This window comes from Sporosarcina sp. Y352 (genome assembly GCF_056786535.1).
This window is the reverse complement of record NZ_JBXCJE010000008.1, coordinates 35,862-56,259: the sequence shown is the minus strand read 5'-3', so window position 1 is coordinate 56,259 and position 20,398 is coordinate 35,862. Positions and strand designations below refer to the sequence as shown.

At 40.9% G+C, this 20,398-nt stretch carries 19 protein-coding genes and 1 riboswitch; all 19 genes read left to right on the top strand.

Annotation, left to right across the window (positions count from 1 at the left end; translation table 11 throughout):
- Nucleotides 1-16: 16 nt before the first annotated feature.
- The 19 genes from AC1TO6_RS14110 (at nt 17) to AC1TO6_RS14020 (ending at nt 20,393) form a co-directional block, all read left to right on the top strand.
- Nucleotides 17-874, top strand: coding sequence for a MetQ/NlpA family ABC transporter substrate-binding protein (locus AC1TO6_RS14110; protein WP_482102255.1), 858 nt, complete (start codon nt 17-19; stop codon nt 872-874).
- Between the two features lie 150 nt (nt 875-1,024).
- Complete coding sequence (locus AC1TO6_RS14105) at nt 1,025-2,239, top strand: dicarboxylate/amino acid:cation symporter (RefSeq protein WP_482102254.1); 1,215 nt, start codon at nt 1,025-1,027, stop codon at nt 2,237-2,239.
- A 246-nt stretch (nt 2,240-2,485) separates the two neighbouring features.
- Nucleotides 2,486-3,265, top strand: coding sequence for a Fe-S cluster assembly ATPase SufC (gene sufC / locus AC1TO6_RS14100; protein ID WP_482102253.1), 780 nt, complete (start codon nt 2,486-2,488; stop codon nt 3,263-3,265).
- Nucleotides 3,266-3,284: 19 nt separating this feature from the next.
- Nucleotides 3,285-4,592 (top strand): Fe-S cluster assembly protein SufD, encoded by a 1,308-nt coding sequence (gene sufD / locus AC1TO6_RS14095; protein WP_482102252.1) that lies wholly within the window; start codon nt 3,285-3,287, stop codon nt 4,590-4,592.
- A complete protein-coding gene (locus tag AC1TO6_RS14090) occupies nt 4,592-5,821 on the top strand; it encodes a cysteine desulfurase (RefSeq protein ID WP_482102251.1) in 1,230 nt (409 codons plus the stop codon). Before sufD ends, AC1TO6_RS14090 begins: the two co-directional genes overlap by 1 nt.
- A complete protein-coding gene (sufU, locus tag AC1TO6_RS14085) occupies nt 5,811-6,251 on the top strand; it encodes a Fe-S cluster assembly sulfur transfer protein SufU (protein WP_482102250.1) in 441 nt (146 codons plus the stop codon). Before AC1TO6_RS14090 ends, sufU begins: the two co-directional genes overlap by 11 nt.
- An 18-nt stretch (nt 6,252-6,269) precedes the next feature.
- Complete coding sequence (sufB, locus tag AC1TO6_RS14080) at nt 6,270-7,667, top strand: Fe-S cluster assembly protein SufB (protein WP_482102249.1); 1,398 nt, start codon at nt 6,270-6,272, stop codon at nt 7,665-7,667.
- A 351-nt stretch (nt 7,668-8,018) separates the two neighbouring features.
- The gene (locus AC1TO6_RS14075) at nt 8,019-8,882 is read left to right on the top strand and encodes a DUF72 domain-containing protein (RefSeq protein WP_482102248.1); all 864 of its coding nucleotides are present in this window, start codon (nt 8,019-8,021) and stop codon (nt 8,880-8,882) included.
- Nucleotides 8,882-9,706, top strand: a complete 825-nt coding sequence (locus AC1TO6_RS14070) for a sulfite exporter TauE/SafE family protein (RefSeq protein WP_482102247.1) — start codon at nt 8,882-8,884, stop codon at nt 9,704-9,706. Before AC1TO6_RS14075 ends, AC1TO6_RS14070 begins: the two co-directional genes overlap by 1 nt.
- Nucleotides 9,707-9,709: 3 nt before the next feature.
- On the top strand, nt 9,710-11,083 hold the full coding sequence (locus AC1TO6_RS14065) for a bifunctional metallophosphatase/5'-nucleotidase (protein WP_482102246.1): 1,374 nt from the start codon (nt 9,710-9,712) through the stop codon (nt 11,081-11,083).
- Between the two features lie 76 nt (nt 11,084-11,159).
- A complete protein-coding gene (yunB, locus tag AC1TO6_RS14060) occupies nt 11,160-11,936 on the top strand; it encodes a sporulation protein YunB (RefSeq protein WP_482102245.1) in 777 nt (258 codons plus the stop codon).
- Between the two features lie 58 nt (nt 11,937-11,994).
- Nucleotides 11,995-12,177, top strand: a riboswitch (Lysine riboswitch).
- 143 nt (nt 12,178-12,320) lie between these two features.
- On the top strand, nt 12,321-13,880 hold the full coding sequence (locus tag AC1TO6_RS14055) for a Na+/H+ antiporter NhaC family protein (protein WP_482102244.1): 1,560 nt from the start codon (nt 12,321-12,323) through the stop codon (nt 13,878-13,880).
- 443 nt (nt 13,881-14,323) lie between these two features.
- On the top strand, nt 14,324-15,508 hold the full coding sequence (locus tag AC1TO6_RS14050; RefSeq protein ID WP_482102357.1) for an ABC transporter substrate-binding protein: 1,185 nt from the start codon (nt 14,324-14,326) through the stop codon (nt 15,506-15,508).
- Between the two features lie 86 nt (nt 15,509-15,594).
- Complete coding sequence (locus AC1TO6_RS14045; protein WP_482102243.1) at nt 15,595-16,470, top strand: branched-chain amino acid ABC transporter permease; 876 nt, start codon at nt 15,595-15,597, stop codon at nt 16,468-16,470.
- 13 nt (nt 16,471-16,483) lie between these two features.
- A complete protein-coding gene (locus tag AC1TO6_RS14040; protein WP_482102242.1) occupies nt 16,484-17,434 on the top strand; it encodes a branched-chain amino acid ABC transporter permease in 951 nt (316 codons plus the stop codon).
- Complete coding sequence (locus AC1TO6_RS14035) at nt 17,424-18,203, top strand: ABC transporter ATP-binding protein (protein ID WP_482102241.1); 780 nt, start codon at nt 17,424-17,426, stop codon at nt 18,201-18,203. Before AC1TO6_RS14040 ends, AC1TO6_RS14035 begins: the two co-directional genes overlap by 11 nt.
- Before the next feature lie 2 nt (nt 18,204-18,205).
- Nucleotides 18,206-18,913 carry an ABC transporter ATP-binding protein gene (locus AC1TO6_RS14030; protein ID WP_482102356.1) on the top strand — a complete coding sequence of 236 codons (708 nt, stop codon included), beginning with the start codon at nt 18,206-18,208 and terminating at the stop codon, nt 18,911-18,913.
- Between the two features lie 145 nt (nt 18,914-19,058).
- Nucleotides 19,059-20,018 (top strand): lipoyl synthase, encoded by a 960-nt coding sequence (gene lipA, locus AC1TO6_RS14025; protein WP_482102240.1) that lies wholly within the window; start codon nt 19,059-19,061, stop codon nt 20,016-20,018.
- 18 nt (nt 20,019-20,036) lie between these two features.
- A complete protein-coding gene (locus AC1TO6_RS14020; RefSeq protein WP_482102239.1) occupies nt 20,037-20,393 on the top strand; it encodes a YutD family protein in 357 nt (118 codons plus the stop codon).
- Nucleotides 20,394-20,398: the final 5 nt, after the last annotated feature.

Sequence of the window (20,398 nt, the reverse complement as noted above, 5' to 3'; positions counted from 1 at the left end):
AAAGGGAGAGTATAAAATGAAGAAATTGTTATCAGGAGTTTTATTAGCAGCACTCGTTCTTGTACTTGCGGCTTGCGGTACAAAAAACATCGATGAAAGCAATAATACAAGCGGGAAAAGTGAAAACACAGACGAAAAAGAAACAACTAAGATTGTTATCGGTGCTTCCAATACACCGCACTCGATCATTCTTGAACAAGCAAAACCGTTATTGGAAGAAAAGGGTTACGACCTTCAAATCGAAACATATCAAGACTATGTGTTACCAAACCAAGATCTTGAATCCGGCGAAATCGATGCAAACTACTTCCAGCATATTCCGTATCTTGAATTGCAAATTAAAGATGCTGGATACGACTTTGTAAATGCGGGTGGCATCCATATTGAACCAATTGGTGTCTATTCGAAAAAGTATAAATCACTCGATGAACTTCCTGACGGTGCGACAATTCTAATGAGTAGTTCAGTTTCAGATCACGGGCGTGTACTTGCGATGCTCGAATCAAAAGGACTTATTAAACTTGACGAAAGTGTAGATAAGACAGCAGCTGAACTGAAAGATATCGTTGAAAATCCTAAAAATATTGAATTTGATGCAAACTATGAACCTGGTCTAATGCCGCAACTCTACTCGAATGATGAAGGCGATGCATTGTTGATTAACTCGAACTATGCAATCGATGCGGGCTTGAATCCGATTGATGATTCAATTGCTATCGAAGACAAGGATTCCCCTTATGTAAATATCATCGCAGTAAGAAAAGGCGACGAAAATAATGAGTCAATCAAAGCTTTGATTGAAGTATTGAAGTCGAAAGAAATCCAAGACTTTATCATCAAAGAATGGGGCGGCACAGTAGTCCCGGTTAAATAATAGGTAGAAACCTCTGTCGAAAAGTACGAATTCGACGGAGGTTTTTTGTTTTCCAATAGATGTTAATATCGATGTGGTGTTTCAATAGCGAAAATATTATGGTATCGTTGTCTCTTAAATACATAAAATCATCTTAGGGGGAACACTGTTTTGAGAAAAATTGGTCTAATTTGGCGTATCGTCATCGCTATTGCACTGGCAGTCGTGTTTGGATCGCTGTTACCAAAAATTAGCGAAGGCTTTGCAGAGTGGTTTGTCGGTCTGGCAGCCACATTTAATATGATATTTGGAGGCTTTTTGAATTTTATAGTGCCTTTGATCATCATCGCTTTCATCGCGCCAGGAATTGCGAAGCTAGGCAAGGGGTCAGGTAGACTACTTGGTTTGGCGACAGCATTTGCTTATATTTCGACAATTGCAGCAGGAATTCTTGCCTTTTTTGCAGCAACAACCTTGTTGCCTGGATTTATAGGGAAAATTAACGAAGGTAGTGTTGCTGAAAGTGGCCGTGCTGCGGCTGAAGCTTTTTTTGAGATTGAAATGATTCCTGTGATGGATGTTATGGCGGCACTTCTTCTTGCATTTGTACTAGGTATCGGGATGGCTTCCATCGGCAGTAAATCAATGCTTAATGTATTTGAGGAATTCAATGTGTTAATAGAAAAAGTGATTTCATTTGTTATTATTCCGCTTTTACCATTCCATATTTTCGGAATTTTCCTTAATATGACGTATACTGGCCAAGTTGCTAAGGTCCTATCTGTCTTCGCAATGGTATTTGTTATGATTATTATTCTTCATTTCATCATGCTGACGATTCAATATACGGTTGCAGGTTCGCTTTCAAAAAAGAATCCGTTCTTCTTAATGAAAACGATGGCTCCGGCTTATTTAACTGCGCTTGGGACACAATCGTCTGCAGCGACAATTCCAGTTACGTTAAGTCAGGCTCGTAAAACAGGTGCGTCGGATAAAGTGACTGATTTCACCATTCCACTTTTTGCGACAATTCACCTTTCAGGAAGTACGATTACACTTGTATCTTGTTCGATAGGTGTCATGATTATGAATGGAATGCCGATTGTGTTCAGTGATTATTTACCATTCATCTTTATGCTCGGAGTTACGATGATTGCTGCACCGGGCGTACCCGGCGGAGCGGTTATGGCGGCAGTAGGGCTTCTTGGCACTATGCTTGGCTTCGATGAAGCGATGATTGCACTTATGATTGCACTTTACATGGCGCAAGACAGTTTTGGAACTGCAACAAACGTTACGGGTGATGGCGCACTTGCTATTATCGTCGATAAGTTTACAAAAAATGATGATGTAGCTAAAGTGACTCCAGAACCAGAACAATACTAATGATTCAAAAACCGGTACATTACGTATCGGTTTTTTGAATTGTGTGGATTCTCATTGGGAACTGGATAATTGAAAATGGGCGAGCACTAGAAGAATTGAGTCATACAAGTCTTGAATTAAGGGTAACCCTTTTAAAATGAAACGATTCTCAATGATTTGCAAGGCAATGGTTAATGGGTTAAGATTAGAATGATACTAAATTGAGAATGGATATCCGTTCAACTTTATTATATTGGAGGTATTGGAATGGCTACTTTAGAAATTAAAGACCTTCACGTTGAAATCGAAGGCAAGGAAATATTGAAAGGCGTCGATTTGACGATCAATACAAACGAGATCCACGCAATCATGGGTCCGAACGGTACAGGTAAATCAACACTCGCGCAAGCGATTATGGGGCATCCCAAATATGAGGTGACATCTGGTACGATTACGCTTGATGGTGAAGACGTACTAGAAATGGCAGTAGATGAACGCGCTAGAGCGGGTATTTTCCTTGGCATGCAATATCCAAGTGAAATTACAGGCGTAACGAATTCTGACTTCCTACGTTCTGCAATCAATGCTAAACGTGAAGAAGGCGACGAGATTTCATTAATGAAATTCATTCGTGAACTTGATAGCCGAATGGAATTCCTTGAAATGGATGAAGATATGGCTACACGCTACTTAAACGAAGGTTTCTCAGGCGGAGAGAAAAAGCGTAACGAAATTCTTCAACTTACAATGTTGAGACCTAAATTTGCAGTGCTTGATGAAATTGACTCCGGTCTTGATATCGATGCATTGAAAGTTGTTTCTAAAGGGATTAACGAAATGCGCGGAGAAGATTTCGGTTGCTTGATCATCACTCACTACCAACGTCTTCTAGACTACATCACGCCAGATAAAGTTCACGTTATGATGCAAGGTAAAGTTGTTAAATCCGGTGGTTCTGAACTCGCACATAAACTTGAAGAACAAGGTTATGACTGGATTAAAGAAGAACTTGGCATCGAAGACGAAACTGTCGGGCAAGAAGTTTAAGAAAGGAGGACGATTCAAAATGACGGTTGAAACAAAGTTGGCATTAACCGAACAGGACGTCCGCTCCTATTCCGCTAAGATGAACGAAGCAGATTGGATGGCGGATTTCCGCGCAGACGCGTTAGCGAAAGCGGAACAGCTACCAATGCCAAAACCAGATAAAACGAAAATTGATAAGTGGAATTTCACTGAATTCCCTGTTCATACAGTTGAAAGTACTGTTTATGCTTCATTGGACGAGCTTTCTGAAGAAGCAAGTGCACTTGTTGACAAAGAACAGCAAAACAGTATTTATATTCAGCACAATAACACACCTGCTTACCTCTTTTTATCCGAAGAGTTGAAAGCGAAAGGCGTCATCATGACGGATATTTTCACAGCATCACGCGAACACAGCGATCTTGTGAAAAAGTATTTCATGACAGACGGTGTTAAAGTAGACGAGCATAAATTGACGGCACTTCATGCAGCATTTATTAACGGAGGCGTATTCGTATACGTTCCGAAAAATGTTGTTGTCGAAGAACCGATTCAAGTACTGTTTTTGCATGATGATGAACAAGCTTCACTCTTTAACCACGTTCTTATCGTGGCAGAAGCGAATAGTTCAGTGACGTATGTCGAAAACTATTTGTCGACTGTAGAAGAAGCAAAAGGATTAGCGAATATTGTATCTGAAGTATTCACTGGCGATAACGCTCAAATCACATATGGTGCAGTTGATGTACTTGCGAAAGGATTTACAACTTATGTAAATCGTCGCGGGGTTGCAGGACGCGATAGCCGTATTGACTGGGCACTTGGACTAATGAATGACAGTGATACGATTTCTGAGAACATCACGCATCTTGTAGGTAACGGATCTCACTGTGACATGAAGACAGTTGTTGTTGGCCGCGGTAAACAGCGCCAGAACTTCACAACTGAAATCGTTCATTGGGGTATGGATACAGAAGGGTTCATCTTGAAGCACGGTGTTGTAAAAGAAGAATCTACATGTATCTTCAACGGAATCGGCAGGATCGCAAAAGGGGCTACAAGATCGAATGCTGTTCAAGAGTCACGCGTTCTTATGTTGAGTGAAAAGGCACGCGGAGACGCAAACCCAATCCTCCTTATCGACGAAGACGATGTAACAGCAGGTCATGCGGCGTCAGTTGGTCGTGTTGATCCAATGCAACTGTTTTACTTGATGAGCCGAGGAATTTCTCAACATGAAGCAGAACGTCTCGTCATCCATGGTTTCCTTGCGCCAGTTGTCAGCAAATTGCCGATTGAAGGCGTTAAGAAACAATTGACGGAGGTTATCGAAAGGAAAGTGCGCTAATGCTCAGTAAAGACATCCGCAAACATTTCCCTATATTAGACCAGGAAATCAACGGGCATCCGCTCGTTTATCTAGATAGTGCCGCGACTTCTCAAAAGCCGCGGCAAGTAATAGAAGCAATTAGCAACTATTACAGCTTTGATAATTCAAACGTCCACCGCGGCGTCCATTCGCTTGGTAATCGGGCGACAGAAGGATACGAAGGTGCACGCGAGAAAGTTCGCAAATTCATTAACGCGAAGTCAACGGAAGAAGTTATTTTCATGCGTGGCACTACAACCGCATTAAATACTGTTGCACAAAGTTATGGACGCACAAATGTTGGTGAAGGTGATGAAATTCTTATCACTTACATGGAACACCATTCCAATATTATTCCATGGCAACAGCTGGCGAAAGAAAAAGGGGCCGTTTTGAAATATATCGACCTTGAAGTAGATGGAACTCTATCCATCGACAAAGTTCGCGCTACCATTACAGACCGTACAAAAATTGTTTCGGTTATGTACGTTTCAAACGTACTTGGTACGATGAACCCTATTAAAGAAATCGCCGAAATTGCTCATGAACATGGTGCTGTTATGGTAGTTGATGGTGCGCAAGCTGCGCCCCATATAAAAATAGATGTACAGAAATTAGATTGTGACTTTTTTGCATTCTCGGGACACAAGATGTGCGGTCCTACAGGGATTGGCGTCCTTTATGGAAAGAAAGAGTTGCTTGAGAAAATGGAACCTGTCGAGTTCGGCGGCGAAATGATTGATTTCGTTGGATTGTATGAATCGACATGGAAAGAGCTTCCTTGGAAGTTTGAAGGTGGTACACCGATAATCGCAGGTGCGATTGGACTTGCTGCTGCAATCGACTTTTTAGAGGAAATCGGTCTGGATAACATTGAACGGCATGAACATGAACTAGCTGGATATGCAATGGAAAGAATGTCGGAAATCGATGGACTTACCATTTACGGTCCACTAGATCCTAAAAAACGTGCCGGACTTGTTACATTTAATCTGAACGATGTCCATCCACACGATGTTGCTACTGTGCTCGATATGAACGGTATTGCCGTTAGAGCAGGTCATCACTGTGCTCAGCCACTTATGAAATGGCTAGATGTATCATCCACTGCACGCGCTAGCTTCTATATTTATAATACCGAAGCTGACGTTGACCGCCTCGTGGACGGACTCCGTATCGCAAAGGAGTATTTCGCAGATGTCTACTAACAAACTAGATCAACTTTATCGTTCGGTCATTATGGACCATTATAAAAAGCCTAGAAACAAAGGTGTCCTTGAAGAAAGTAACATCACAATCGATATGAATAATCCAACTTGCGGAGATGTCATTCATCTGACTCTGCAAGTGGATGATGGCATTGTAAAAGATGCTAAGTTTGAAGGTGATGGCTGCTCAATTTCAATGGCATCCGCATCGATGATGACGCAAATTGTTAAAGGAAAGAAAGTGGATGAAGCACTAAAAGCGGCCACAATCTTTTCAGACATGATGCTTGGTAAAGATGTTGACGACTCCATCGACCTTGGTGATCTTGAAGCGCTTGCGGGCGTATCGAAATTTCCTGCCCGCATAAAATGTGCGACACTAGCATGGAAGGCGATGGAAAAGGGAGTCGGAAATGACTCCGAACAATAATAGGACGGAGGAATAGTAATGGCTAAAAAAATGCCGGATATCGGCGATTACAAATATGGGTTTTCTGATAAAGACGTCTCTGTTTTCCGTTCGGAACGTGGTTTAACTAAAGAAATCGTTGAGGAAATCTCAGGTATGAAAGACGAACCTAAGTGGATGCTTGACTACCGATTGAAATCATTGGAGATGTTCTATAAAATGCCAATGCCTCAATGGGGTGGAGATTTAAACTCCCTTAAATTCGATGAGATTACTTATTACGTTAAACCATCTGAAGGTGCAGAGCGCTCATGGGATGAAGTACCGGAAGAAATCAAACGTACGTTTGATAAACTCGGAATTCCTGAAGCTGAACAAAAATACCTTGCGGGTGTTTCAGCACAATACGAATCTGAAGTTGTTTACCATAACATGAAACAGGAACTTGTTGACCTTGGAATCGTCTTTAAAGACACAGATTCAGCACTTAAGGAAGACGAAGAACTGTTCAGAAAGTATTGGGGAACAATTATCCCTAACTCTGACAATAAGTTTGCTGCATTGAACTCTGCTGTATGGTCGGGTGGATCGTTCATCTATGTTCCACCAGGCATTAAAGTAGAAACACCACTTCAAGCTTATTTCCGTATTAACTCAGAAAATATGGGTCAGTTCGAACGTACTATGATCATTGTAGATGAAGGGGCAAGTGTCCATTATGTTGAAGGATGTACAGCGCCTGTTTATACAACGAACTCATTGCATAGTGCGGTCGTAGAAATTATCGTTAAAAAAGATGCATACTGCCGTTATACGACAATCCAAAACTGGGCAAATAACGTTTATAACCTTGTTACGAAGCGCGCGGTTTGTGATGCGAACGCAACAATGGAATGGATCGATGGCAACATTGGTTCAAAATTAACGATGAAATACCCAGCGATTATACTAAAAGGCGAAGGCGCTCGCGGTATGACACTTTCCATCGCACTTGCAGGAAAAGGTCAACACCAAGATGCTGGAGCTAAAATGCATCACCTTGCACCAAATACGTCATCTACAATCGTGTCGAAATCAATTTCACAACACGGTGGTAAAGTAACATACCGCGGAATCGTACACTTTGGACGTAAAGCGGATGGTGCACGTGCAAATATCGAGTGTGACACACTTATTATGGATGAACTGTCGACTTCCGACACGATTCCATATAATGAAATCCTGAATGATAACATTTCACTTGAACACGAAGCGAAAGTTTCTAAAGTATCAGAGGAGCAGCTCTTCTACTTGATGAGCCGCGGTGTTCCTGAGCTTGAAGCAACTGAAATGATCGTCATGGGCTTCATCGAGCCATTCACAAAAGAACTACCGATGGAATATGCTGTAGAAATGAACCGTCTCATTAAGTTTGAAATGGAAGGTTCAATCGGGTAATTTAAACAAGAAAAACCGGCCACCAGGGCCGGTTTTTCTGTCTCTACATATATATTAGGCTTTAGGTGGTTTACCCCACCAGTATAACGAACAATTCTAGCGAAGGAGCGACAAGTGTGAGCCGGAGCAATAAGACCAAGGAGGGATGCAGTTCAATCCCTCCCAAGTGATCTTCTGACGGGCTTATTGCGTGAGGCCATCACCAAGCGACAAAGCAGTGTTGGAAGAACAACCTATTTGTTAAGTGCCGACTATATAGAAAGAATAGTTTGTGGGTGTAGAGTTCATCAAATCTGTTGTCCATCTATGTTAATATATTAGTATCGATTCATTTGAAAGGGGCAGAGAAGGATGATCCATATCGGACTGACCGGTTGGGGAGACCATCCTGACGTATACAACCTATCCTCCTCAAAGACAGAGAAGCTCATTGACTATAGTTCACACTTTCCAATCGTAGAACTCGATGCTACTTTTTATGCCATTCAGCCAGAACGCAATATTCGGAAATGGATAACGGAGACGCCAAATGATTTCACTTTTATCGTTAAAGCATATCAAGGAATGACGGGTCATCATCGGGGTAAACTACCTTATGCAACCGTCGATGAAATGTACAATTTGTTCCGATTGTCGATGACGCCCCTTCAGGAGGCAGGAAAACTCGCAATGATATTAGTCCAATTTCCTCCGTGGTTTGATTGTAATAAAGTGAATGTCACTAAAATCCGACAAGTATGCAATCAATTACATGGATTTGATATTGCTGTTGAATTTAGACATCAATCTTGGTATTCTCCTGCGTTTAGAGAACAGACTTTACGTTTTCTTACTGATATGAATGTCATTCATTCAGTGTGTGACGAACCACAAGCAGGAGAAGGAAGCATTCCGCTTGTACCTGTAACAACACGCTCTGATAAAGTGCTTTTTAGATTACATGGTAGAAATGTATCTGGGTGGCGTAACACGACTGGTGATGATCAGGCTTGGCGTAAAGTGCGTTACTTATATAACTATAATGACGCTGAACTCCATGAAATCCAGTTAGCGGTTGAAAAGCTCAAACAAGAAACTTCTAAAATGTTCGTTATATTTAACAATAACTCAGGTGGCCATGCAGCTCAAAATGCTAAACGGCTACAAAAGGTACTTAACATTAATTATGAAAGTCTAACATCAAAACAGCTCGACTTGTTTGAAGGAGAATGGTAATGGAGTATTTCTTATTAGCCGTTATCGGTCTTGCGGCAGGGATTATTGGTGCACTCGTGGGTTTGGGAGGCGGAGTCATCCTTGTGCCGGCGACATTATTTGTCGGTATTAATCTGGGCTTGATAGATGGAATTACACCACAAACGGCTGTCGGGCTTTCTGTCATTATGATGATTTTCACAGGACTGGCTTCGACGCTTTCTTATATGAAGGGCAAAACAATTGATTTTAGGAGTGGATATATCTTTTTCCTGGGAAGTGTTCCGGGGACTCTCCTAGGTGCTTTTGTCAATAAAGGGCTCGATTTGCCATCGTTTAATCTTTATTTCGGCATTTTATTAATTATTTTATCAATCATTCTTTTGGTCCGTAAGCATTTAAAACCGGTTGATTGGTTTGTAAATCATGGTAAAAAGAGGACGTTTACAGATAATATGGATGAGACCTATGTCTATGGATTTCCTGTCTGGTTTGCATTGATCCTAACATTTGGTGTTGGATTTGCGTCAGGTCTTTTTGGCATCGGTGGTGGTTCAATTCTAGTACCAGCCATGATGTTACTCTTTTTATTTCCGCCCCATGTTGCAGTCAGTACATCAATGTTCATGGTTTTCTTATCGGCGATTGTCAACTCGATTACACATATATCGCTCGGTAATGTTCCTTGGTTATATACGATTCCGGTCATTCCGGCCGCATACATTGGAGCCAAAATCGGAGCTCGGCTGAACCAGAAAATGAAATCGGAAACAGTCGTTGTTGCACTACGTATTATTTTGCTTTTACTTGGAGTCAGATCGATTATTGAAGGACTTTTGGGGTGACATATGAATCAAATTGAAGTGATTCACTTTTATCATACAAACGATATCCACAGTCATTTTGAAAGCTGGCCACAGATTTGCCGGTTTCTTTGTGATGAAAAGAATGAACACTTATTAAATGGTGAGGCTTGTTACGTATTCGACATCGGTGATCATGTGGATCGTTCACATCCATTTACGGAGGGAACGAAAGGACAAGGAAATGTTAGACTGTTGAATGAAGCTGGTTATGATGCAGTTACGATAGGTAATAATGAAGGAATCACAATGTCGAAAGCTGCATTAAACTCACTTTACGCAGATGCTCGTTTTGAGGTCATTCTAAGTAATTTGTTTGAAGAGGATGGAAATCGTCCGAAATGGGCAAAACCTTACAAAATTTATGTTACTGCCAGTGGAACGAAAATTGGCGTTATCGGAGCGACTGCAGAATATCAGGCGTTCTATTCAAAACTAGGCTGGAAAATTACACCACCCCGCGAAAGTTTAATGGGCATTGCCAAACAGCTTGCATCAGAAACGGACCTAATCGTTTGCTTATCGCATATGGGTATTCATGAAGACGAGCAACTCGCAGTGGAGTGTCCAGAGATTGATATCATTTTCGGTGCGCACACGCATCACCTTTTCCATGAAGGCAAGCTGATTGGGGATACATTATTGGCTGCAACGGGTAAATATGGTGAGTATGTGGGTCATGTGACATTGAAAGTTGCTAGCAGCACAAAAAGGACTCTCACTATCGACGCAGAACTGGTTAGGGCGGATTTGGTTAAAAGAAGTGAAGAGGATATCGTCCAATCGAATCATTTAATACAACTTGGGAAAAGGGCGATGGAAGATAAGGTCTTTGATAATCCTTCACGGTTGCAACAGAATCTGTTTGAGGGTAGCCCCTTATCCTCGTTCTTCGGTCGGGCACTCATTGCCTATACACAGGCTGATTGTGCCATGTTTAACGCAGGGATTTTCCTAGGTAGTCTCGATAAAGGGTGGGTGACGAAAGGCGATTTACATTCACTTCTGCCACATCCCATAAACCCGTGTCTCATCACACTGGATGGAGTCGAACTTATAGAAGTATATAAGCTTTCTTTAAATAAGGATTGGCCACAAATTGAAATCAAGGGCCTTGGTTTCCGGGGCACATTAATGGGCGCGATGATTTATGAAAGATTATATCAGAATAGACATGGACAACTTTTTGCGGGAAATCGTGAGGTCGTACCAGGTCAAAAATATACGCTTGCAACATTAGATATGTTTACGTTTGGACATTTCTTTCCATCTCTCAGACATGCAGAGGTAGAGTATTACATGCCTGAGTTGATTAGAGATGTGCTTGGTTGGTACGGGACCGAACATTTTAAGTCTTAATCATTGGTACTGTTCGCATATTGCTTAAGAATAAACGGCTCAATTCCTGCATAGCTTAAAAGCAGGAGGAGTCGTTTTGAAATTTCAGGGGCAAGTCACCAGAAGAACCAGGAAAACCAGGAAAAAAAAGCGTAGACTATTACCTATTTTGGTACCTACATTTTTTATAGCAGTTTTCTTGTTTTTTTATGTAGTCAATATGAGGCTTACTCCAATATATGTCCAATATGCAGAAGTACAGACGCAAAGAATAGCCTCACATGTTATTAGTAAGGCCATCAATTCTAGGGTTGCTACTGTGCTCGACGTCAATGATATCATCGTGGATATTCCCAATGAATCTACGGGTGTTGTTACATGGAAGTTTAACACGGAAGTGATTAACAGGGTGTTGGCTGAAACCCAAACGCTTGTCGAGTCCCATTTACAACAAGCTTCGGAGGGAAATCTTGATATATTACCCCCACAGAATGAAATCAAATTCGATCCCGATGCAATGGAAACTCAAGGAGGAGTCGTCTTCTTCGTTCCTATCGGTCAAGCGACGAATATTCCATTGCTAGGAAACTTGGGTCCTAAGATTCCGATTCGTTTCCATGTCATTGGTGATGTCAGTGCGACAATCGATACGGAAATTCTTCCTTTTGGTATAAACAGTGCCTACGTTGAAGTGAATATATTATTAACAGTCAATGTCCAGATTATTGTTCCGCTTGCAACTGAAAAAAGTGTTATTAATCAAAAAATTCCGGTAGCCATGGGGCTTATTCAAGGTAAGGTGCCTCAAATCTACAATAATGGAACCGATAATGCTCCTTCGGTTGAAGTTCCGTTAAGCACTGAATATGAGTGAAGAAGAATACTTGAAAATGCTGCGGATAACTGATAGGCTATTAGAGGATTAGAAATATCGATTGGGTAGAGGCTGCATTGCTTATTAGTCACACACGCGAGATTGACACCGATGACCGTGTGCAAAAGGAAGCTTTGCCGAAGCGTGGTAAGATCGTCGAGATCTATCAGGCTGGGGTTGTTCCGAATAGGGATAACACTGTCATACGTCTTAAGAACATGTATGATGAGCTACAAGTCGTGAGTTAGATAAGCTGTATTATTTATCCAACAAACGAAACGTAGATAAAGCCGGCTCCAATTACACTCGAGAAGTGTAATTAGCAGTCGGTTTTTTGTATTCCCCCTTAAAGGGCCTCGACCCGACAAAATGGAGGAATAGAAAATGATTGGAACTTGGGTATCAATATTACCACCACTAATCGCCATTATTATGGTGTTTGCAACAAAAAGGGTGCTGTTATCGCTAGGTGCAGGAATTGTCTCAGGTGCTTTGCTAGCGGCTTCATTCGCTCCTGTAGAAACGCTGAGCATTTTATGGCAATCCATTAAAGCGACATTTTGGGATGGTGGACTAAATACGGCAAATATTTATATTGTTCTATTTATCCTGCTCTTAGGTGTTATCACTGCTTTCGTTAGCTTGTCTGGAGGTAGCAGAGCATTTGCAGAATGGGCAGTACGCCATATTAAAACAAAACGTGGGGCAAAATTGCTCACGGTATCACTCGGTCTTGCTATTTTTGTGGATGATTATTTCAATGCATTGGCAGTGGGACAAATCGCGCGTCCGATTACGGATCAGCACCGGGTTTCAAGAGCGAAATTGGCTTATTTCATCGACTCGACTTCAGCACCGATTTGTGTGATTTCACCAATTTCAAGCTGGGGTGCCTTTTTAATCGGACAACTCGCCCTTATATTTGGCGGTGCAGCAGCAATCAGTTATTCGCCATTATCCGCGTTCGTAATGATGGCACCCATGAATTTTTACGTTATCGCAACACTCGCAATGGTATTCTTCCTTGCATGGACCAATTTCGATCTATTCGATATGAAGAAACATGAACAACTTGCAACTGAAACAGGCCAATTATTTGACCCTGACAAAGAAATTCCGGGTCAATTGAAAGAGGAATTTCCTGTACATTCGCATGGCCGCGTACGAGATCTTGTTGCGCCGATTGTCACACTCGTTGTAGTAACATTTGCGGCGATGTTTGTGTCTGGCTATCTAATCGGAGGATCGATGAATATCTTCTCGATCTTTGAAAGTACGGATGTCGCACTTTCATTGTTGGCGGGTGGAATTATAGCTACGCTAGTTGCAGCAGCGTTATATATGCAGCAGATGAAAAATAATGAAACGGCGAGCTTTTCGCTTATGGGCAGTGCGTTTATAAATGGAATGAATTCTATGATGCCGCCTGTTTTAATCCTTATTTTTGCTTGGTCACTATCGTTCTTAATCGGAACACTTGAAACGGGTCTATTCTTATCTGACCTTGTAATGAAATCAAATATACCGGTTTCATTCTTGCCTGTTATTATGTTCATACTTGCTTGCATTATGGCTTTTTCAACCGGAAGTTCTTGGGGGTCGTTCGGTATTCTTCTGCCGATTGCGGGAACAATCATGATTGAAGCGGCACCGGAAATGTTACTGCCGGCGCTTGCTGCAGTTCTTGCGGGGGCTGTATTCGGAGATCACGCTTCGCCGATTTCTGATACGACGATTCTATCTGCTACAGGTGCAGGATGTAACCATATTGATCATGTTTCGACACAGTTTCCTTACGCGCTAATTAGTGCTGTAATCGCTGCGATGGGCTATATCATTCTAGGCATTACAGGTTCGATCTGGATCGGACTCGTTGGCGTTATTATTATTTTGTTAGTATTTTTTACTGTCTGGACAATGCGGGCTACTAAAGTGGCACATTAATAGTATTGATAATCTTATACTAAAAAGCGGTGGCTTAGGCTACCGCTTTTTTATTATAATAATAATAGTTTTCTAACAAAAAAATGTTTTGACAATAGTCTGATAGGTGTATATACTAGGCATTAAGACCAAAAAGTGATATGAGATTAATAAAACACTATTTTTTGGTCCTATGTGATCGTAAAGGAGGAATAAACTGGATTTAATCTAGTGATAATAATACAAAAAATAACTGTAATAATTTACTAGGTCGAATATTTTATTCAGTGAAATATAATTATATGAAAATTGCTATAGACTGAATAAGAAGTTTGTTTTACAATGGGCTTGTAAGTAGGAAAAAAGTGATATTTCTAGAAAAGGAGAATCGTTAGTTTTCTTATAAGGGATGGAACGATTTGAATTATCAGAAATATCAATAAAAAGGGGGATTTCATTTGAAAATGAAAAAATTTGTAAGTGTATTTGCCGTTTCAGCACTAGCTGTCGGAATACTGGCAGGCTGTGCAGGAGAGAAGGCTGACGAAGGAAGCACAGGCGGCTCTAAGGATGGCGATACGATTAAAATCGGGGTCAACCTTGAATTGTCAGGTAATGTTGCTTCTTATGGTACTTCAGAGTTATCAGGAATTGAACTTGCTGTTGAAGAAATAAACGCAGATGGCGGAATTGATGGTCAAGAAATCGAACTTGTGAAAGTTGATAATAAATCCGATCCTGCTGAGGCTACGAGTGCAGCACTTAAATTGATCACTCAGGATAAAGTAGTTGCAATCATCGGTGCGGCAACGAGTGGTGCTACTGTTGCACAGGCTGAAATTGCGAACGGCAACGAAACACCGCTTATCAGCCCATCTGGAACAAGCCCTACAGTAACAGTCAAAGAAGACGGTAGTGTGAATGAATTCGTTTTCCGTACTTCATTCATCGATCCATTCCAAGGAACGGTTGCAGCAAACTTTGCGGCTAACGATCTTGGTGTTAAAAACGTAGCGATTTTCACTGATAATGCAAGCGATTATTCAAAAGGTCTTGCTGCATCATTCAAAAAAGATTTTGAAAAAGCAGGCGGTAAAATTATTGCTGAAGAATCTTACGTAGGTAAGGATTCTGATTTCCGTTCAACACTAACTCGTATTAAAGCCGCGAATCCTGAATTCATCTTCATCCCTGGATATTATGAAGAAGTAGGACTAATCGTTAAACAGGCTCGTGAAATGGGTATCGATGTTCCACTAATGGGAGCAGATGGATGGGATTCTCCTACTCTAATTGAGCTTGCTGGTGCAGATGCATTGAACAATACATTCACAACAAATCACTATTCATCTGAAGATCCAGATGGCATCATTCAAGACTTTAACGATAAGTTCAATGAGAAATTCAGTAAATCACCTGATGCATTCAACGCACTAGGTTACGATACAGTGTATCTTTTAGCTGATGCTATCAAACGCGCAGGCGGTCCGGATTCAGTCAAAATTAAAGATGCCCTTGCTGAAACGAAAGATCTTGAATTGATCACTGGATTGTATTCGGTTGATGAAAATCATCACCCAATCAAATCTGCTACTATTCTTGAATTCAAAGATGGCGAACAAGTCTTTAAAACAAAAGTTAATCCTTAATTTAAACTGTAAGAATGGGGGGAGGATGTCCTCCTCCCATTCTTTTTTAATCCTTACTTTAGAGCTGGAAAAGGAGTGAGAAGTTCATGGAATGGTTACAACAGCTAATAAACGGTATTTCACTCGGTAGCATTTATGCGTTAATTGCACTAGGTTACACAATGGTTTATGGGATCATAAAATTGATTAACTTTGCGCATGGTGAAATATTTATGATAGGTGCGTTTATTGGGTATTACTCCATTGCTGGTTGGGGACTCGGGTTTATCCCTGCATTACTATTATCAATGGTTTCCTGTGCAATTATTGGCGTTCTTATTGAACGAATCGCTTATAAGAGATTACGGAATGCAACGAGAATTGCTGCATTGATTACAGCAATAGGGGTTTCTCTTCTAATTCAAAATGGTGTTATTTATATGCGTGGTGCGCAACCTGATGCGTATCCTGAAGTATTACGCAATAAATCTTTTGATTTTTTCGGTGCTCAAATCAGCAGTCAAGCAATCTTAATTTTATCTGTTTCTGTTACTCTAATGATCATTCTACAATTCATTGTACATAAAACAAAAATCGGAAAAGCGATGCGAGCTGTTTCCTATGATGCTGAAGCAGCTAAGCTTATGGGGATTAATGTCGACAACACAATCTCGGCTACGTTTGCGATTGGATCAGCTTTAGCTGGTGCAGCGGGCGTTATTTTCGGTATTTATTATACAAAGATTGACCCATTAATGGGTATTATTCCTGGTTTGAAAGCATTCGTTGCTGCTGTCCTTGGTGGAATTGGAATTATTCCAGGTGCCATGGCTGGAGGTCTTGTGCTTGGAGTTGTAGAAACGTTTGTCAGTGCGCTCGGGTTCTCTCTATGGAGAGATGCCGCGGCATTCGTCATATTGATTTTAATACTCATCTTCAAACCGTCTGGACTCTTTGGTAAAAATACACGTGAGAAAGTGTAGGTGAAACAAAGTCATGAAAAAGTCGAAACAGTTTTGGTCATTTGTTGCTTCATCTCTAATCGTTTATACAGTTGTTCAAGTGCTTCTTAATGTAGGCATATTGAATACCTTTCACTCTAATACATTAATTTTTATGGCCATTAATATAATGCTTGCGGTCAGTTTGCATTTAGTAATTGGTATTACAGGACAGTTTTCACTTGGTCATGCTGGGTTCTTGGCAGTTGGTGCATATATCTCTGCCATCGTGACAATGAAACTTAACCTACCATTTCCGGTTGCTATACTAGCCGCAGGACTAATTGCTACAATTGCAGGGTTGATAATAGGAATACCTAGTTTGCGGCTACGCGGGGATTACCTTGCGATCGCCACACTTGGTTTTGCGGAAATCATTCGAATAGTATTTTTGAATATCGAATATGTGGGCGGAGCAGCGGGGATGCAAGTTACGCATGCAACTACATGGACTTCTGCATTTATCTGTCTTTTCGTCACAATTGTCGTTATCGTCAATTTTACAAATTCAAGACATGGTCGAGCTTGTATCTCTGTTCGTGAAAATGAAATTGCATCCGATGCAATGGGGATAAACACAACGTATTATAAAGTATTGGCGTTCGCGATTGGTTCTTTCTTTGCTGGTATCGCAGGCGCATTATATGCTCATAACTTTTATATCATTCAACCTTCAAACTTCGGATTCTTAAAGTCCATTGATATCCTGATTTATGTAGTGTTGGGCGGTTTAGGAAGTTTGTCAGGCGCAATTGTTGCAACGGTTTTGTTAACGATAGTGTCCACGTTCTTGCAAGGTTATCCTGAGACACGGATGATCATCTATAGTCTTGTACTCATCATCGTGATGCTTTATCGTCCAAAAGGTTTAATGGGTACAATGGAAATAACGGATTACTTCAAATTGTGGAGAGGTTCGAAAGGAGGCAGCCAGCATGACAAGTGAACCGTTACTTAAAATTAAAGATGTCGGTATACAGTTTGGCGGGCTGAAAGCTGTTTCGAATTTTAACATGGAAATCAATCAAGGCGAACTAATTGGTCTAATTGGACCAAATGGTGCAGGTAAGACAACGAGTTTCAACCTTTTGACGGGCGTTTATACACCCACTGAAGGCGATATATTATTTAATGGAAAACGCATTAATGGGATGGCTCCTTTTCAAGTAACCCGTAGAGGAATTGGTCGGACGTTTCAAAATATCCGATTGTTCAATGAGCTATCTGTTTTGGATAATGTAAAAGTAGCTTATCACTCACTAGCAAAGCATTCTGTTCTGAGTTCTATGTTACGCCTTCCTTCCCATTTCGCTGGTGAAAAAGAAATGGAAGAAAAAGCGATGGAGTTTCTGAAAATTTTCGAACTGGATAAATATAAAGATGAAGATGCAAAGAACCTGGCATATGGGAAACAGCGCAGGCTGGAAATTGCACGAGCGTTAGCCACAGGACCACAGTTGCTACTACTTGATGAACCGGCAGCTGGAATGAATCCGCAGGAAACGAAAGAATTAATGGAGTTAATCGCTTTTGTTCGTAAAAAGTTTAATCTAACCATTTTGTTGATTGAACACGATATGAATTTGGTTATGGGAATTTGTGAACGTATTTACGTATTGGACCACGGTGTACTCCTTGCTGAAGGAACTCCTGAAGAAATCCGTAATAATCCGAAAGTGATCGAGGCTTATTTAGGGGAGGAAGTTCACGAATGAGCATGTTAAAAGTTGAAAACTTAAACGTATATTACGGTAGTATCCATGCCCTTAAAGGCGTTTCATTGAATGTGGATCAGGGTGAAATTGTTACATTGATCGGTGCGAATGGCGCTGGGAAGAGTACATTGTTGAAAACATTATCCGGTTTATTGAAGCCTAAAGTGGGATCCATTGAATACATGGACCAGTCAATAGTGGGTAAACCCGCTCAGTCTATCGTAAAGGCGGGAATTTCCCACGTTCCTGAAGGAAGACGAGTATTCGCAGAAATGAGTGTTGAAGAGAATATCGAATTAGGTGCATTTCTACGAAAAGATAAAGCGGGTATTCAACAGGACTTCCAAAAAGTATATGAAATCTTCCCTCGCTTGCATGAGCGGCGTAAGCAATCGGCTGGAACCTTGTCCGGTGGAGAACAACAAATGTTGGCGATGGGAAGAGCTATCATGGCTAAACCAAAGTTACTGTTCTTAGACGAGCCGTCAATGGGACTTGCGCCTTTAATGGTAAAAACAATATTTCAAGTTGTTAGGGATATTAATAAAGAAGGAACGACAATTCTTCTTGTTGAACAAAATGCAAATATGGCATTATCAATTGCGGATAGGGCATATGTCCTAGAAACAGGTCGAGTTATTTTGTCAGGAACTGCAGAGGAATTACAGGCCAGTGAAGAGATTAAGAAAGCTTATTTGGGTGGACATTGATTGAAGAAAGGTAGCGCAGGATACAAGCGCTACCTTTTTTTAATAACTAATAAGAGTCAGAATTATAGCGTTATGACGGTTGTTTGAAGTCTAAATATATGATACATTGACAACAGTAGTTGAAATACATTAAAAGTTCAGAGGAATGGAGTCGGTCGACGTGTCATGCAAGCCGGAACAAGGAAATAGAACCGAACATGTAAGAAAGCCCGATTGGTTAAAAATTAAGCTTAATACGAATGAAAATTATACAGACCTTAAAAAAATGATGCGAGAAAATAACTTAAATACTGTATGTGAAGAAGCACGTTGTCCAAATATCCATGAATGCTGGGGCGAGCGTCGAACTGCTACATTCATGATTCTGGGTGCTGTGTGTACACGTGCATGCCGTTTTTGTGCAGTTAAAACAGGATTGCCTACGGAACTTGATATTGCAGAACCGGAACGTGTGGCGGATTCTGTAGCTCTAATGAATCTAAAGCATACAGTTGTTACTGCGGTAGCGCGTGATGACCAGAAAGACGGAGGATCTGCAATTTTCGCTGAAACAATTCGTGCAATACGTAGAAAAAATCCGTTTACAACTGTTGAAGTACTGCCATCAGATATGGGCGGTGTATATGAGAATCTGGAACGTCTTATGGACGCCAAACCGGATATTCTGAACCATAACATTGAAACGGTACGTCGCTTAACGCCGAGAGTTCGTGCACGTGCAACTTATGACAGATCACTCGAACTTTTACTCCGTGCAAAAGAAATGCAGCCAGACATCCCTACAAAATCTTCATTGATGTTAGGGCTTGGTGAAACACATGAAGAAATTCTCGAGACAATGGATGACCTTCGCTCCCATAAAGTTGATATAATGACTATAGGCCAGTATCTACAGCCTACTAAAAAACATTTAAAAGTACAAAAGTATTATTCGCCTCAAGAATTTGAGGAGTTAAGAAAAATTGCAATGTCTAAAGGGTTCTCACACTGTCAGGCTGGTCCGCTTGTACGTTCGAGTTACCATGCTGATGAACAGGTGAACGCGGCCGCAAAGGAAAGGCAGCGTCAAGGTGATGAACTACTTGAAACAGCACTGCAAAGCTAAATTGGCGGTGAAAGTTGAATGATAGTAATTGATAGTTGGAAGTTCGATATAATGACTGACTACCGTGAGGGATTTAATGAAGAAGCGTTACTTGCAAGATATAGTGACGTGCTCCTTAAATACGATTATATACTTGGTGACTGGGGATACGGACAACTCCGTTTAAAAGGTTTTTTCGATGATACCAACCAGAAAGCAACGTATGAAACAAAAATTAACACATTACAAGATTATTTGTATGAATACTGTAATTTTGGCTGTGCTTATTTCGTATTGAAAAAAATGGAAAAGGTTAAACCGGAAATTCAGGAGACAATAAAAGTACTGCAAACTCCGGAAACACCAGAAATACAGGTAACCGAGGTTACTGAGTAAACCGG

Coding starts and splice junctions, on each gene's coding strand:
- AC1TO6_RS14110 (WP_482102255.1), top strand. CDS start 17: ATGAAGAAATTGTTATCAGGAGTTTTATTAGCAGCACTCGTTCTTGTA.
- sufC (WP_482102253.1), top strand. CDS start 2,486: ATGGCTACTTTAGAAATTAAAGACCTTCACGTTGAAATCGAAGGCAAG.
- sufD (WP_482102252.1), top strand. CDS start 3,285: ATGACGGTTGAAACAAAGTTGGCATTAACCGAACAGGACGTCCGCTCC.
- AC1TO6_RS14090 (WP_482102251.1), top strand. CDS start 4,592: ATGCTCAGTAAAGACATCCGCAAACATTTCCCTATATTAGACCAGGAA.
- sufU (WP_482102250.1), top strand. CDS start 5,811: ATGTCTACTAACAAACTAGATCAACTTTATCGTTCGGTCATTATGGAC.
- sufB (WP_482102249.1), top strand. CDS start 6,270: ATGGCTAAAAAAATGCCGGATATCGGCGATTACAAATATGGGTTTTCT.
- AC1TO6_RS14075 (WP_482102248.1), top strand. CDS start 8,019: ATGATCCATATCGGACTGACCGGTTGGGGAGACCATCCTGACGTATAC.
- AC1TO6_RS14070 (WP_482102247.1), top strand. CDS start 8,882: ATGGAGTATTTCTTATTAGCCGTTATCGGTCTTGCGGCAGGGATTATT.
- AC1TO6_RS14065 (WP_482102246.1), top strand. CDS start 9,710: ATGAATCAAATTGAAGTGATTCACTTTTATCATACAAACGATATCCAC.
- AC1TO6_RS14055 (WP_482102244.1), top strand. CDS start 12,321: ATGATTGGAACTTGGGTATCAATATTACCACCACTAATCGCCATTATT.
- AC1TO6_RS14050 (WP_482102357.1), top strand. CDS start 14,324: ATGAAAAAATTTGTAAGTGTATTTGCCGTTTCAGCACTAGCTGTCGGA.
- AC1TO6_RS14045 (WP_482102243.1), top strand. CDS start 15,595: ATGGAATGGTTACAACAGCTAATAAACGGTATTTCACTCGGTAGCATT.
- AC1TO6_RS14040 (WP_482102242.1), top strand. CDS start 16,484: ATGAAAAAGTCGAAACAGTTTTGGTCATTTGTTGCTTCATCTCTAATC.
- AC1TO6_RS14035 (WP_482102241.1), top strand. CDS start 17,424: ATGACAAGTGAACCGTTACTTAAAATTAAAGATGTCGGTATACAGTTT.
- AC1TO6_RS14030 (WP_482102356.1), top strand. CDS start 18,206: ATGTTAAAAGTTGAAAACTTAAACGTATATTACGGTAGTATCCATGCC.
- lipA (WP_482102240.1), top strand. CDS start 19,059: ATGGAGTCGGTCGACGTGTCATGCAAGCCGGAACAAGGAAATAGAACC.
- AC1TO6_RS14020 (WP_482102239.1), top strand. CDS start 20,037: ATGATAGTAATTGATAGTTGGAAGTTCGATATAATGACTGACTACCGT.